The 13,510-nt window shown below is 41.2% G+C and carries 15 protein-coding genes, 1 tRNA gene and 1 riboswitch; of the genes, 11 read left to right on the plus strand and 5 right to left on the minus strand.

What is annotated here, in order from left to right; genetic code table 11:
* Both ACKLNX_RS13825 and ACKLNX_RS13830 read left to right on the plus strand, forming a co-directional pair.
* Positions 1-612, plus strand: coding sequence for a TonB family protein (locus ACKLNX_RS13825; protein ID WP_412972795.1), 612 nt, complete (start codon positions 1-3; stop codon positions 610-612).
* Positions 613-1,881, plus strand: a complete 1,269-nt coding sequence (locus tag ACKLNX_RS13830) for a tetratricopeptide repeat protein (protein WP_412972796.1) — start codon at positions 613-615, stop codon at positions 1,879-1,881.
* Positions 1,882-1,942: 61 nt separating this feature from the next.
* Here the strand turns inward: ACKLNX_RS13830 and ACKLNX_RS13835 are convergent, their stop codons facing one another.
* The gene (locus ACKLNX_RS13835) at positions 1,943-4,309 is read right to left on the minus strand and encodes a GNAT family N-acetyltransferase (RefSeq protein WP_412972797.1); all 2,367 of its coding nucleotides are present in this window, start codon (positions 4,307-4,309) and stop codon (positions 1,943-1,945) included.
* Positions 4,310-4,374: 65 nt separating this feature from the next.
* Here ACKLNX_RS13835 and ACKLNX_RS13840 point away from each other — a divergent pair, with 65 nt between their 5' ends.
* From ACKLNX_RS13840 to ACKLNX_RS13880, 9 genes are all read left to right on the plus strand, one after another.
* Positions 4,375-4,791: an acyl-CoA thioesterase gene (locus tag ACKLNX_RS13840; RefSeq protein ID WP_411694113.1), complete on the plus strand. Its 417-nt coding sequence runs from the start codon at positions 4,375-4,377 to the stop codon at positions 4,789-4,791.
* 84 nt (positions 4,792-4,875) lie between these two features.
* A riboswitch (TPP riboswitch) is annotated at positions 4,876-4,978 on the plus strand.
* 52 nt (positions 4,979-5,030) lie between these two features.
* The gene (locus ACKLNX_RS13845; protein ID WP_412972798.1) at positions 5,031-7,190 is read left to right on the plus strand and encodes a TonB-dependent receptor; all 2,160 of its coding nucleotides are present in this window, start codon (positions 5,031-5,033) and stop codon (positions 7,188-7,190) included.
* Between the two features lie 11 nt (positions 7,191-7,201).
* Positions 7,202-7,459 carry a YkoF family thiamine/hydroxymethylpyrimidine-binding protein gene (locus ACKLNX_RS13850; RefSeq protein ID WP_411694111.1) on the plus strand — a complete coding sequence of 86 codons (258 nt, stop codon included), beginning with the start codon at positions 7,202-7,204 and terminating at the stop codon, positions 7,457-7,459.
* 60 nt (positions 7,460-7,519) lie between these two features.
* Positions 7,520-8,113 (plus strand): nicotinamide riboside transporter PnuC, encoded by a 594-nt coding sequence (gene pnuC / locus ACKLNX_RS13855; RefSeq protein ID WP_412972799.1) that lies wholly within the window; start codon positions 7,520-7,522, stop codon positions 8,111-8,113.
* A gap of 14 nt (positions 8,114-8,127) precedes the next feature.
* Positions 8,128-8,916: a phosphotransferase gene (locus tag ACKLNX_RS13860; RefSeq protein ID WP_412972800.1), complete on the plus strand. Its 789-nt coding sequence runs from the start codon at positions 8,128-8,130 to the stop codon at positions 8,914-8,916.
* Positions 8,917-8,991: 75 nt separating this feature from the next.
* Positions 8,992-9,068: transfer RNA gene (locus ACKLNX_RS13865), tRNA-Trp, on the plus strand.
* A 134-nt stretch (positions 9,069-9,202) separates the two neighbouring features.
* Positions 9,203-9,634 (plus strand): hypothetical protein, encoded by a 432-nt coding sequence (locus ACKLNX_RS13870; RefSeq protein ID WP_412972801.1) that lies wholly within the window; start codon positions 9,203-9,205, stop codon positions 9,632-9,634.
* Complete coding sequence (rimI, locus tag ACKLNX_RS13875) at positions 9,625-10,119, plus strand: ribosomal protein S18-alanine N-acetyltransferase (RefSeq protein ID WP_412972802.1); 495 nt, start codon at positions 9,625-9,627, stop codon at positions 10,117-10,119. Before ACKLNX_RS13870 ends, rimI begins: the two co-directional genes overlap by 10 nt.
* A 346-nt stretch (positions 10,120-10,465) precedes the next feature.
* Positions 10,466-11,740: a tyrosine-type recombinase/integrase gene (locus ACKLNX_RS13880; protein WP_412972803.1), complete on the plus strand. Its 1,275-nt coding sequence runs from the start codon at positions 10,466-10,468 to the stop codon at positions 11,738-11,740.
* A gap of 45 nt (positions 11,741-11,785) precedes the next feature.
* On the opposite strand, the gene ACKLNX_RS13885 is transcribed toward ACKLNX_RS13880, so the two are convergent.
* The 4 genes from ACKLNX_RS13885 to ACKLNX_RS13900 all read right to left on the minus strand — a co-directional run bounded on the left by ACKLNX_RS13885 (position 11,786) and on the right by ACKLNX_RS13900 (position 13,336).
* The gene (locus ACKLNX_RS13885) at positions 11,786-12,100 is read right to left on the minus strand and encodes a hypothetical protein (protein WP_412972804.1); all 315 of its coding nucleotides are present in this window, start codon (positions 12,098-12,100) and stop codon (positions 11,786-11,788) included.
* A 128-nt stretch (positions 12,101-12,228) separates the two neighbouring features.
* Complete coding sequence (locus tag ACKLNX_RS13890; protein WP_412972805.1) at positions 12,229-12,492, minus strand: hypothetical protein; 264 nt, start codon at positions 12,490-12,492, stop codon at positions 12,229-12,231.
* A gap of 12 nt (positions 12,493-12,504) precedes the next feature.
* Positions 12,505-12,900 (minus strand): hypothetical protein, encoded by a 396-nt coding sequence (locus ACKLNX_RS13895; RefSeq protein WP_412972806.1) that lies wholly within the window; start codon positions 12,898-12,900, stop codon positions 12,505-12,507.
* Between the two features lie 4 nt (positions 12,901-12,904).
* Entirely contained in the window at positions 12,905-13,336 is a 432-nt protein-coding gene (locus ACKLNX_RS13900; protein ID WP_412972807.1) for a hypothetical protein, read from the minus strand.
* Positions 13,337-13,510: the final 174 nt, after the last annotated feature.

Raw genomic sequence — 13,510 nt, forward strand, 5'->3', positions numbered from 1 at the left:
ATGGTTAGATTTATTGTTTCCATATTGCTTGGTGCATCAATTGCTTTTGGTTTGTTCGTTGTAATGGCTAAGTTAGTCGAAAACGACGGGAAGGAAATGGAAGCGCTTCCACCGCCACCTGTTATTGATATTGTCATGCAGAAACCTGATGATGAAATACAGACGCGTGTGAGAAAGCCACCACCGCCGCCTCCGCCGCCAGAAGAGCCACCTAAAATCGAGTTGGTTGAGCCTGACCAGGCTGATCCAGATAACTCTGGTTTTAGTTTGGCAATTCCAGCCGTTGATACAGGTGGTATTTCCGCCTCTGTTGGTGGTATTGGCGCAATGCGTGACGGTGATGCTGCTCCTATCGTCCGTATTCCACCTGATTACCCGCCACAAGCATCGCGTGACGGTAAAGAAGGTTGGGTTCGTCTTTCATTTACTATCAACGAAGTTGGTGGAGTTGAAGATGTTGAAGTTATCGACGCGGATCCAAAACGAATATTTGACCGAAACGCAAAACGTGCACTTCGTAAGTGGAAATATCGTCCTAAGATTGTTGATGGCGTAGCTCAGAAACAATACGGACTCGAAGTACAATTAGACTTTAAGCTAGGAGAAGGATAGATGATGAAATTTAAATCTCTCAAGGCTTCGGTGTTAATCGGTTCTACACTGTTGATGGGGTCGTATTCGACGCTATCAATGGCTCAGGCTAACCTGGCAATTCAATGCCCAGGTTACCAGCCGGCTAAGACAAAATTGTTAGGTCAAAAAGTAGGTAAAAAGCTGAATAAAGCTTTTGAAGCTTATAACCAAGATTTGGTTAAAGAAGCGATTGATTTGTTGTATGAAATCGAAGCTGACGACCCATTTGACAGAGCATCTGTCGATAGGTTTTTAGGTCAGTTATTGGTTTCTGAGCCAGGTAAGCGTGCTGAAGCAGCCGATTATTTGGAGCGTGCAGTAAAAACTAAAATACTGAACGACAACGATCATGCTCCTATCATCAAATTAGTCGGCGACTTAAAATACGAAGCCGGTAAATATGAAGAAGCAATCGCTTGGTTTGAAAAGTGGATGAAGTTTACCTGTAAAGAAGACGGTATGACTTATTTGAAAATTGCTAACGCTTATAAAGAGATGAAGCAATTAGATAAAGTTATTCCAGCTGCAGATAAAGCTATTGCCTTGTTAGATCCGCCGAAAGAAACACCTTATGCAATTAAAATGAGTGTTTATTACGATCAGAAGAAATACCAAGAAGCTATCGATGTAATCGAAACAGCTATCAAAGTGTTTCCAGAATCAAACGCATGGTTTAAGAACGCTGGTTTGTTTTACCAGATTACTGAAAACTATTCGATGGCACTAACGATGTTAGAGCTAGCCTATTATAGAGGTCACTTAACCACAGCGACTCAACATAAACAGCTTGCTCAGTTATACAGCGTGAATGGCATGCCTCATCGTGCAACTGCCTTAATGGAAAAGCATATGAAGTCTGGTTTGATTCCTACTGATAAGGACACATTGTCGTCAGTAGCAAACTCTGCGTTTCAAGCTCGTGAATTCAGAACGGCAGCAAAATACTTTGGTGAGGCAGCGAAAGTTGCTAATGATCCAGAGCTTTACCGTCGTAAAGGTTCTATGTTGTTGACAATAGGTGACTACAGAGGTGCTATTGAAGCATTAAAGTTGGCACTTGAAGACAATGACGGTAATGAAGGTAAAGTGCATTACGCAATGATTGAAGCACACTTCTATCTTGGTGATTACAAAGCGGCGATGGCTGCGGCGAAAGAAGCTAAGAAAGATTCAACCATTCGCAAGAATGCAGAAGCTTGGGAACCTTACATAAAAACGAAGGCCTCAAATAAAGGCATTCGTATCTAAGGTGATTCACCGAATATAAAGCTCCTCTTTGGGAGCTTTTTTTTTGCCTTTAATAAAAACACTAAACCTGTAGTAATTGTTTTAACTTGCTTCTAAGGTCTTTCATTGTTGCTAACTTATGTTCTTTGGAGCGATGCTTTTGGTGGGCAGAATTGAAGATTTGTAGAAGTTCATTTTCAGAATCGTGACGAGTATAAAAGTAAATGCTTGCTGCTGCGTTACTAAAACTGCGTCTTCCGTTTAAAAACTGCTCTACTCTTAAGAGGTGTGCTTTCTCAGTAATGCTTCGAGGTGACGATTCTTTACAATAATATGTGCTAGTTTGCGTCTTTACTTGCTGTAAATGCCCATTGATACTTGCAGATTGTGCTTCATTATCTAAACTACTTTTACTAAAAATGATATGTTGCTTAATGAGTTCACGAATAAAAACGGCAGAATCATCCTTTGCATTCCCTTGAATCACGTAGTCCAAAAGATAACTCATATCATTAGAAAATATTTCGGTACAAGCACTGAATTTTTCAAGTGCTTTATTCGTCAGAGGACATATCATAATGCCACTGTGCTCACCACTCGAAGTATCTCGCCTTGCACCGATTTTATTTAATGAATAAGCTTGAGAATGCCAAAAATTAAATAATTCGCTTGTCAAACCAAAGGACGTCGATAGGTATTCAAGTTCATTTTGCTGAGCTACTAATTTAATATGCTGGAGTAACTTCTTGCCGCGACCCAAAAGACGAATTTCGGGCAAAACTGCTATTCTGTTTATACGCCAACTTTTAGCTCGAATAAACCATTCATCGCATAATGCTGTCGCCAAATTTTGTGGCACAAGATGGCCCTTAACTCTGCGTTCTGCACTCAGCACGCCTTCTATAACTATTTTATCTATATCTTGCTCCCAGCCACCTTCTTCAACGACAACTGCCACCGCTTCTACGCAACATTCTAAATGGCTTAATTGCTTGGTGTTAGCGAGAACAAAAATAAAATAATCCTCAGCATCTAGTATTCTCATAAGGTCGTCGGGTGTCGTTTGATAGTGGCTCTGAATAAGCAAGCCAAATACTTGTGTAAGTATTGCTTCATGCTGAACAAGCCAAATTTTGTCGACATGTATAAAGTGAGAGCTTTGTTGTGCTGGGCTTTTACGGTTTTTCTGAATAAGTTCTGATCCACCCCTTTGAACGGAATGTGAAGCGGAATGTGAAGCTGAATCATGAGGATAGGGGGCAAATATTTTTGCAAATAAGTGTTCTAGTTTGTCATCTTCGTGCCAACGCATTGGAATTGAAAGCTCATAGGGAAAAAGCGGTAATCCAAGCTTCTCAAGCTTTGGTAAAACGCGTAGATTAAAGCCTAAACCGCTGCCCTCATATCCTGCCACTGTCGTAGCCATTACCGTGCTTTTAAAATTTTGGCATGCGTACAGTAATATCGAAGGTGCAATAGCTGCTGCCTCATCTAAAAGTAATATTGAGTTCTGGGGTAAATTGAATATTTGATCTGGTGCAATATACTTTAGTTCATTTATATCCGAATCCTGCGAGGCATTTTTAGATTTAGATTTAGATTCAGTTTCTATGTTTTTTACTAGCGCTCGATACTCTTGTATCGCTCTTTGCGCATTGTTGAAGTGAGGCGCTGAAATATAGACAGGCCTTTCGCTATTTGACGACGCTAAGTCAAACGCCAAACGACCCAAAAGTGTAGATTTCCCCCTTCCACGCATTGCTCTAATAAGGCCAACTGAATGTTTAGATTGCGCCGCTGTTAATAAGCCATTGAACGCTGCTTGCTGATCCTCATTTAAACCCTTATTAACGAGATCATGCTTAACTGTGCTTTGTAAGAACGTAAAGGGGAGATGACTAGATTGCGAAGTAAGTAATGCGACAGACTCATCTTGCATAAAACAATTAATCATTCTTGAAATAAAGAGACTTTTTTTATGTTGGCTTTGATACGAGAATGCAATCCCTTGAGCTTTTGCTTCATATTCCGCCCAAGATTCTAGTTTTGGACATAACATTACAAGTAAGCCAGACATCCCAATTGTACCCTCGATAGCATAAAGAGCATTCGGTTTTAAACCGTCAAAAGCATTGTAAATGACTACACCATACTCCGTTCCCAGGTGTTGCTTGTATTGTGATATCTTGCACTGGCGTTGCCCACGGGTTTGCTTAGCTGAGCTCCCAGTCGCTTGATTCGTCAAAGTTTTAGAGATTTCAAACTTATTGGGTTCTTCATTGAAAATGGCACTATCACTGAGTAAAAGTGAAGATGTATTGAGCTGACCTATTAATGTTGATAGTTGCTGTTCACACCAATGAGCATCACCAGAAACTAACAGTATTTGTCGATGACTTATTTTTTCTTGACGGTCATTTAGCCACTCAATAAGTAATTTGCCTGTCAATCTCTGTGCTCTCTCTTATAATGGGGTTATAGCAGACTGTTTATTCTACATTGATAAGGAAAAAAATGCGTTTTTTATCCAGACGTTTAGTAATGCCAAATGATTTAAATTATGCCAATGCTCTGTTCGGTGGTAGGGCACTCGAATGGATCGATGAAGAGGCGGCCATATATGCAATCTGTCAACTAGAGACAAATTGTTTGGTGACCAAGCACATTGGTGAAATTTCATTTGAATCACCTGCAACACAGGGCGATATAGTGGAGTTTGGTTTGGCAACTAAAAAAGTGGGACGAACTTCCATAACAGTCACTTGCTTGGTGCGTAATAAAGCGAGTAAAAAAACGATATGTTTAGCTGATGATATTGTGTTCGTGCGTGTTGATCCGGTTACGAGGTTACCTGTTGAGCACGGTAAAACTATGGAAGGCCTGCGAAAAAAAGCAAAAGAAGATATTCAGAACTTAAAAGTCAGTGACTAAAGTGAAAATCACTTTTCCGTCAAATGATTGATTTACATTTCATTTTTTATTGTTATCATGCGCGCTAGAGTTTACTCGTAAGCTCGAAAAGCCAAGGGGTGCAGTGTTTCGCTGCTGAGATTCTATAGAAAACCCTTATTTACCTGATCCGGTTAGTACCGGCGTAGGAATGGTTGTATAAACACATCAATTACCTGCTCCAACACCGGCTCTTTTCTATCGTTTTTGAAGAGAACCAAATGCAAAATACAAATCTAAAGTTAAATAAACCACTTAATGCAGTGTCATGCACAGGCCGAAGCTTAAGCGCTTTTTCGCCCGCAATTAAGCCGCTGTCACTGACTTTGTTTGGTCTAAGTATCGCTTTCAATATAAATGCCCAAACTGAAGATGAACGCAATACTGAGCAGACGCTAGAGCGTATCGTAGTGACATCTGATTTCAGTCAACGCAGTCCAGACAATCTGGCTAGCAGTGTGGCGCTGATCGATGAGCAATTATTAGAAATACGTCAAGCAGCACAATTAGAAGACATTGTTGGTATTGTTCCAAACCTAAACTTCAGCAGTGGCGCTTCTAGAGGGAAGTTTATTCAAATTCGCGGCATCGGTGAGCGTAGTTTATTTGCTGAACCCATCAATGCTTCAGTCGCACTCGTTGTTGATGAAATCAATTTTTCTGGCTTAGGTGGTTTAGGCGCGCTCTTTGATGTGCAACAGGTAGAAGTATTATCTGGGCCGCAATCAACTGGTTTTGGCGCATCAGGTTTAGCGGGTATGATTAAAATCGTTAGTAATGGGCCTAGCGATGTTAAAGAAGGTTACTTGCAGGGCAGTTTTGCCGAATATGATACGCAAAGGTATAGCGCGGCTTATTCATCCAAATTAACGCAAAATATAAATGCTCGAGTAGCCTTACAGCAAGTGAAAAGTGATGGATATGTTGAAAATATATTCTTAAATCGCAACGACACAAACAATATTGACGAATTCAATGCAAAGCTCGCAATGGACTATCATATTAACGAGTCCGCCAATCTTGAATTAAAGTTATATCACTTCGATATCGATAATGGCTATGATGCTTTTGCTTTAGACAATGACAACAAAACACGTTCAGACGAGCCAGGTTATGACCGCACAGATACCCAAGCGGCTAGTATCAAATATAATCATGACTTAGGTGATTACGCACTATCAATTTCATTGACTAAGCTGAATGCCGAACTAGATTATGCTTACGATGAAGACTGGACTTTCGTTGGCTTTCACCCTGATGAATACTCTTCATTTGACCGTTATAAGCGGGATGTAACAAATCATACTTTAGATGCTCGATATGCCTCAAAAAGCACAGAGTCACCTTGGGTTCTGGGTTTTTACATGCAGCAGGGTGAACAAGACCTTACTCGATTCTACACCTACGCAAGTTCAAATTTCACAAGTTTATACGAGCCTAGTTCTCAAGCAATCTATGGAGAACATAGCTGGCAAGTGTCTGAGCCATTGTCCTTTACCGCCGGAGCACGTTTCGAAAAGTTTGATGCCGATTACATCGACAGCAATGGTTTCCTTGAATCTTTAGACGACAACTTAGTCGCAGCGAAAATCAGTGCAAGTTATGCACTTCAAAAAACAACGTTCTACTCAAGCATTTCGCGTTCTTATAAAGCGGGCGGTTTTAATGCTGATGAACGTGTAACAGCGAAAGACAGATTGTATGAGCCAGAATATAACTGGAATTATGAGCTGGGTATTAAAGGCAGCATAGATTCATCTACTGGAATTACAGGCAATCTTTCTCTTACCTTCTTCTACATGCAACGTGAAGATGCACAAGTTAATGACTTTTCAGTCCTTAATAGAGAGGACGGCAGTGGTGCTGTCGAGTTTATCGATGTGATTGGAAATGCTGATACCGGCATTAATAAAGGCATGGAAATTCAAACTCGCTGGCAACTAAACGACAAAGTGCGTGCCGTTGTTAATGTAGGTTACCTTGATGCGACCTTCGGTAATTATCAATTAGCTAATGGCAGTTTTGTTAATAAGCAGGAGCAAGCACAAGCACCTAAAATCACTTTCTATACTTCAACGAGCTACGATGTTACCGAGAATCTAACATGGCTTGTTGAATTTGAAGGTAAAGACCGTCACCGCTTTTCAGTCGGGCATGATGAGCGCGCGCCATTCACCGCTGTGTTTAATTCAGAGCTAAGTTGGCAGCAAGGTAATATGCAAGTGCAATTGTGGGCTAAAAACCTGTTTGATCGTGTTTTGCCTACTCGTGGTTTTGGTGGTTTTAATAACGATCCTCGTGATGGTTATTTCCCTGCTAAGCCTTATTACCAATTCGGCCAAGAGCGCCAGTTTGGTGTGACTGCAACATATCGATTTTAAGGATTACTAAAATGAAACTAGTCGTTGATATTTCTCTATACCCGTTGAATGAAAAGTACATTGCGCCAATCAAAGGATTTATTGAAAGGCTAAACGATGATGATTCGCTTGAGACAAGCACCTCTGCCACTAGCACGATCGTCAGTGGGGAATATGATCATTTGATGTCAGTACTTAGCCGAGAAATGAAGCGCAGCTATGAGGAAACAGGGCAAGCTGTGTTTGTGTGTAAATTCTTAAACGGTGACAAAATGGGGTCTGGAGAGTGATGGTTCCGAAATATGAGGTCACAGGAAAATGAGGTCTCAGGCAAATGAGGAATCAGAAGAGTGACTGAATTTCTTGAAGTCGCGCTACAACAGTTTCAACAGCAAAGTTTGCTAGAGATACTTGCAGTATTCCTTTCTGTCTTGTACGTTGTGTTAGCAGCACGACAAAATATTTGGTGCTGGCCTTGTGCATTCGTCAGCACCGCTATTTTCATGTATTTGTTCTGGGAAGGGTCACTCGTTTTCCAAACGCTTCTCAACTTTTATTTTATTATCATGGCAGTGATTGGCTATTTGAGTTGGAAAGTGACGGATGATGGACCTCAATTAAAAGTCACCAGATTAGACTTTAGAATGCACTTTCTTTTGCTTGGAGTTGGTCTAGCGATTACCCTAGTATTATCTGAACTAGGCAACCATTGGTTTTCTGGTGAGTGGGTTTGGTTAGATGCTGGTACGGCTGTTTTTTCAGTCATAGCAACGGTTATGACGGCACGCAAGAAAATTGATAGCTGGTTGTATTGGTTTATTATCAATCCAGCAATTGCGTATTTAATGTTTCAGAGTGGTTTCTACTTAACCTGTTTATTAAATGGTTTATACACGGCTATGTCGGTTTATGGCTTTTTGAATTGGCACAAAGAACTTAAATAAGATTAGGAATTGTATTGCAAAACAATGAGCTAGTCAGTTTATTACTAGAACCTCTTGGCTTAAGCGATGATGCAATTCTGTATCCCTTGTCAGGCGGTGCTATTAATTGCTCTTTCTATTTAAACGATGATTCAAAAGAGTTCATGGTTAAGCGTTTCCAAGGTGAGCAATCTCTGGGTATCGATCGTCAAGAACGTTTCGAACTGCAACTACAGTTAGCTAAAAAACGTTTAGCGCCAAAGCCAATATACTTGTCAACAGAGAAGGGTGTGTATGTTGAAGAGTGGATTAAACAGCACAGAAGCCAACTCTTACTATTTTTTGATGAATTACATATTAACTCTTTGGCTAGCGCGTTAACTCGTATACATAAAGCAAAAATTAAAACTTCCAGGGTGAATTTGCCAAGAGAATGGCATCAGTACCTAACAACCTTACCCAATCCCCCAAGTTATTTAGTCGAAGAAGTGACACAGGCAACTGAAAAGTGGATTGAGATTACGGAGACGACTCAAGAGGATGAGGTTTTTTGCCACAACGATTTATCGTGGGCACATTTGTGCATTCCAACAAAAATCATTCTCGATTGGGAGTATGCTGGTATAGGAAATCGCTATTTCGATATTCTTTCTTGTGCAAAAGTGAATGGTTTAAATACTCAACAACATGATTTTTTGTTAAGTGCTTATGCGAAGCTGAATAACATTCCTATTAACAAAGTGTACGATGCATGCTCTCAGCAGGCGAGTTTCTTGGAGTTAACTTATCGATTGTGGTATGAAGCAGTCGGTATAGAGCCTTAAAATGCAATGAATTTACAATTCTTGTTATAAAATTCTTTTCTTTTTCGTTCTGCAACGTATAATGCTCGGCACTTCAGGGGTGTAGTTCCAATTGGTAGAACAGCGGTCTCCAAAACCGATGGCTGGGGGTTCGAGTCCCTCCACCCCTGCCACTTTTCTCGTTAGAAGCGAGTTTAGTGTCAGGTAAACATCTTAATAAATTCAATAGAAACCTTTCTCCAAATCCTGATATTGTCTTAATATTAGTGTAAGCTAAAACTGTCTACATATTTAAAAGGTACTTATTTTGTCGTCGCCTAAATCGAACTCGCAGCAGTCTAAACACAATGCTTTAAGCGATTACCAAAGGGCTGTTTTACAAGCAATGAATATTCCCTTGTATACCTTGCACGATGACATTCCGGAACTTGAATCCGCCATACAAGAGAGCGCAAATTCGTCACCTGAGCGTGTATCGGACGCAACGAGTAATGAGGTGGCAACTCAAGTACAACTTATCGATGAGAGTCACGCATTTGTGCAACAAGTATTAAACGCGCTCGACGTAAAACAGATTGCTGAACTCGGCATTCAGTGGCAAGTTCATGACAGTGAAACGCTCATTCTTAATGATGATGTTTTAATGACCCCCAAAGCCCAAAAATTAAGCTCAGCAAATTTAAAAAGACAGTTGTGGAAAGCATTAAGCCCCCGTTTCAATGCACAGAAATGGTCGTAGTTTCTCCTTTTTCGAATGCTGATGTTGAAGCAGCATACTCAATTTTCAAGCAAGAACGAATAAACCCTTGGTCCTTGGAGACATTTGAAAAAAGCGCCCTCAATGATATTTCCCTCGTAGCAAAGTCTAACGATGCCATCGTTGGCTATATCTTGCTTTCCAGTGTTTTAGATGAAACGACCATTGAGGATATTACTGTCGACTCAACACAACGCAGAAAAGGTATAGCTAGGATATTGATTGCTTCCTCTTTTGATAATGCGCGAGCGGCAGGACAGGAGCATGTTTTTCTTGAAGTAAGAGAAAGCAATGCGTCGGCTATTCACTTGTATCGCTCCTCTGGTTTTGAGTTGATTGGTGAGCGCAAGAATTACTATGAGGCTGAATTAGACCGGCAGCATCCGGAATTGGTTAGTAATAAAAGCTCTCCTAGAGAAAACGCCCTGATCATGAAAAAAGTCTTATCACCTTTATCTGCTAATTAGCATTCAATTTTTGCCCCGAAGAGGGTACAATTCGCGCCTTTGAATTTGCGCCAATTTAACGAGATATTATGAGTTACCAAAGTGAGATTGAGAAACGTCGTACGTTTGCGATTATTTCGCACCCGAATAAAGTTGCCTAAGCCAAGTTAAGACAACAAAAGACACATTTTCTATTAAAAACAAAATGTTATAACACGTCTTTGGTTGTCCTATCACCATCTCAAGACAGTCTATGTCATCCTCAGTCAGAAGAAATTTGTACAAATTCTCGTACAAATTTTGTTGTACAAACCTTCCTTAAAAAATTTGTACAAACAGATCCGCAAAGCGGGCTAAGGACTGAAAGGTGGCACTGACTGAAACATGGCTAAAAGCCAACAATAGAAAGCTGAGAGACAAAGCCGCAGAGAAAACAGATCGAGACGGTCTGAGCGCTAGGTTGTCTCCAAAAGGCAAAATTACCTATACGCTGCGTTACCAGTATTTTGGTAAAGCTGGTCGAGTAGATTTAGGCTCATACCCATTGATGAGCTTAAAGGAGGCCAGAACAGAAGCACAGCGACTTAAAAAACAGCTTGAGCAGGGACATGACCCCAAAGTGGTGCGCTTGCTTGAGAAGCAAGCCATTATCGCCGCTGAATCGCTCACAGGGCTGTTCGACTTGTGGTATGAGGCATATTGCATTCATAACAAAAAAGGCCACACAGAAATAAAACGTAGCTTTGAAATTCATGTATTTCCAAAGCTAGGAAAATTGCCAGCTGAGAAAATCACATTACACGCTTGGCTGGAAATCTTAGAAGCCCTCGCTAAAACCAAACCTGCAATCTCTGAGCGAATTTTGGTGAATGCTAAACAGCTTTATAAATTCGCGATGAAACGTAAGCTGGTGCCAATCAACCCGCTGTCTGACATCTATGCTAAAGAAGATTTACAAATCCAGAAACGCTCTACCGATCGCGTTCTGGATGATGAAGAAATCAAAATGCTTTGGCTGGCGGTCAATAATTCCCGTATCAAGCCAAAGAACAAGCTGTTTGTAAAGCTCTGCCTTATCTATGGTTGCCGCAATGGTGAGCTGCGACAGGCCGAAAAACAGCACTTTGATTTTAATGCTGGGATCTGGACGATCCCACCGGAAAATCACAAGCTTGGTAAGAAAAGTGGCAAGCCGTTATTGCGGCCAATTACGCCCGCTATCGTAGTCTATTTAAAACAAGCTTTTGCACTGAGCCATGATAGCCAATATGCCTTTACCAATGATGGTTCAGACGAAGTTATGGGCATTCGTGCGCCATTGGCGCTGCCATATAACATCATGCAGCACCTACGCCGTTATGAAGGCTATGAAATGACGCATTTCTCAATGCACGACCTGCGCCGTACCGCGCGTTCACGCTTCTCGACGCTCACCAGTTTCCATGTTGCCGAAGTTATGCTCGGCCATGCTGTGGGTAGTCAGGTGGCACGGGTTTATGATCATTATGATTATTTGGCAGAACAAGCCGAAGCTTATGAGGCATGGTGTGAGAAGCTATTTAAGCTTGTTGATGACAAGCCAGAAAATCCAACTCCTGAACAAGACAACGTTTTAGCTTTTACCGCGAAAAAGAGAGCGTAAAAAATGGGCGCTATTTCAGCGCCCATTTTTTAGTCAATTACATACTTAAAGTCCTTTAGACAAAGCTGTTTTTATAACTTCAGCAACATTCTCTCTGGTTATCCCTTTTTCGATGCAGTATTTACTGTCAATCCAATCAGAAAGTTTCTTTTGTCCTTTGCTAGAATTACAACCGCAGCAGCAAAGTGCAATGTTCTCTCGCGTAATGATGCTTGCATCGTTAATAATGTGTTCCCAGCTGGAGGCTGTTCGTTTCGATACTTTAGTGGGAGTGAAGTCACACCTACAATAAACGCAGTTAGTATCTCGTTGAATTATTTCTTCTTCTAACCAGTTTGGTATATTCCAATTGTTTGCCATAGCACTAATCCATGTCTGTTCTATTGATAGAAACTTAATGAGGTAAAGAAAATGTGTAAAGGTATTAATGACTAAAATTAAAGAGAGAAAAGAACTGAACTGATGCCACTTCCTTGTGACATCTGTTGTTAATGCCAGCGTCGAACTGCCGTTTTTTCTGGCACTGGCAGGCTGGCGTTAATGCCGCCCCAGCGGCTGTTCTCTGATCGTTCTATTTCAAGTGCTTCCCATTCTTTCACAGAGTCAGCGCACCATAAGTTAAAGCTACCTGCTTGCCTGATAAGCGGTTGCGGGAATGGGTTTTCTTCGCGAGTCATACGCCGAAAAATGGTGCGTGATGAACAGCGAAAACGCTGGCATAGATCCTTGGTTGATAAATATTCTCTAACCATGATTATTCCCCTTTAGTCTTCATGGCTGACAACATCAGCCCTGTAATTCGTTTTAAAAATAACCGTATCCAGCGCATTTCTGGCCGCTGATAATGTCGGCATCCAGCCAATGGCCGCTAAGTCATTGGTGTAAGCTCTGGATGTCACATTTAAGGTCGCGATAAACCAGCCAATTAAAGGCAGCAATATAAAGCCAGCCATACAAAACCAGCGCTCATGCACATAGAGGTAGCTTTGAAAGTTACTGAGTAATGCAAAGCTACCGAGTGCTATGGGCAGTGAGAACCAAAGCAGTGGCCGCTTGATGGCGATTTTTTCAATATCGCTTATGCGATAGGTGCGGCGCGCTGTTTTAAACAGCGCTGTGCTTACAATAATGTCGTCTTTGCTATAAATTATTTTTTGCATGGTGTTATTTCCCCGTTAGTAGTTTGCGCCAGAATTTAATTTTTTCAGTCACATTTTTAATGGTGTTAATTGCTTCAGCTTCGCTACGCTTTTTCTCTAGTGCTTTGCGTCTTGCGTAACTCACGCCGCAGGTTTCATCTAAAGACACATAAGCATTGGCTAATACGTCTTGATATGGCTCTGCTAAATGTTTCAATGTTGCGGTGTATAAAGCCGCCTCCATTAATCCAGTTTGCAATACTTGCCGCCCTAAACGTTCGCGCAGACAGTTGTTTACTTGGTTTGGCAGTGAACTGTCCTGCACGTAGAAACGTTTGCTATCAATAGTGATAATGCGCGGCGTTAATGCAAAATAGTGCACGCTATACCACACAAGGCAGCCGCCAATGATGGGTAGTAGCCAATCTGCACATTTTTCGAGTAATACGTTAAACATGGTTGTTCTCCTTTATCTCTGTTAAGTGCTGCACTGATACAGCAGGTAAATAAAAATGCTGGGTATAACGGTCACTCTTAGCGCCCATATCCAAAGCACCAGCTTCAATATCGAGCCCAAAAACCACGACAGCGAAAAGCGATAACGCTTTTTCTTTCGAAAGCGCACAGTCAG

Source organism: Glaciecola sp. MF2-115 (genome assembly GCF_047250385.1).
Lineage (GTDB): Bacteria > Pseudomonadota > Gammaproteobacteria > Enterobacterales > Alteromonadaceae > Glaciecola.

Excerpts from the sequence above, each read along its gene's own strand:
- ACKLNX_RS13825 (WP_412972795.1), top strand. The coding sequence starts at position 1 with ATGGTTAGATTTATTGTTTCCATATTGCTTGGTGCATCAATTGCTTTT.
- ACKLNX_RS13830 (WP_412972796.1), top strand. The coding sequence starts at position 613 with ATGATGAAATTTAAATCTCTCAAGGCTTCGGTGTTAATCGGTTCTACA.
- ACKLNX_RS13840 (WP_411694113.1), top strand. The coding sequence starts at position 4,375 with ATGCGTTTTTTATCCAGACGTTTAGTAATGCCAAATGATTTAAATTAT.
- ACKLNX_RS13845 (WP_412972798.1), top strand. The coding sequence starts at position 5,031 with ATGCAAAATACAAATCTAAAGTTAAATAAACCACTTAATGCAGTGTCA.
- ACKLNX_RS13850 (WP_411694111.1), top strand. The coding sequence starts at position 7,202 with ATGAAACTAGTCGTTGATATTTCTCTATACCCGTTGAATGAAAAGTAC.
- rimI (WP_412972802.1), top strand. The coding sequence starts at position 9,625 with ATGGTCGTAGTTTCTCCTTTTTCGAATGCTGATGTTGAAGCAGCATAC.
- ACKLNX_RS13885 (WP_412972804.1), bottom strand. The coding sequence starts at position 12,100 with ATGGCAAACAATTGGAATATACCAAACTGGTTAGAAGAAGAAATAATT.
- ACKLNX_RS13890 (WP_412972805.1), bottom strand. The coding sequence starts at position 12,492 with ATGGTTAGAGAATATTTATCAACCAAGGATCTATGCCAGCGTTTTCGC.
- ACKLNX_RS13895 (WP_412972806.1), bottom strand. The coding sequence starts at position 12,900 with ATGCAAAAAATAATTTATAGCAAAGACGACATTATTGTAAGCACAGCG.
- ACKLNX_RS13900 (WP_412972807.1), bottom strand. The coding sequence starts at position 13,336 with ATGTTTAACGTATTACTCGAAAAATGTGCAGATTGGCTACTACCCATC.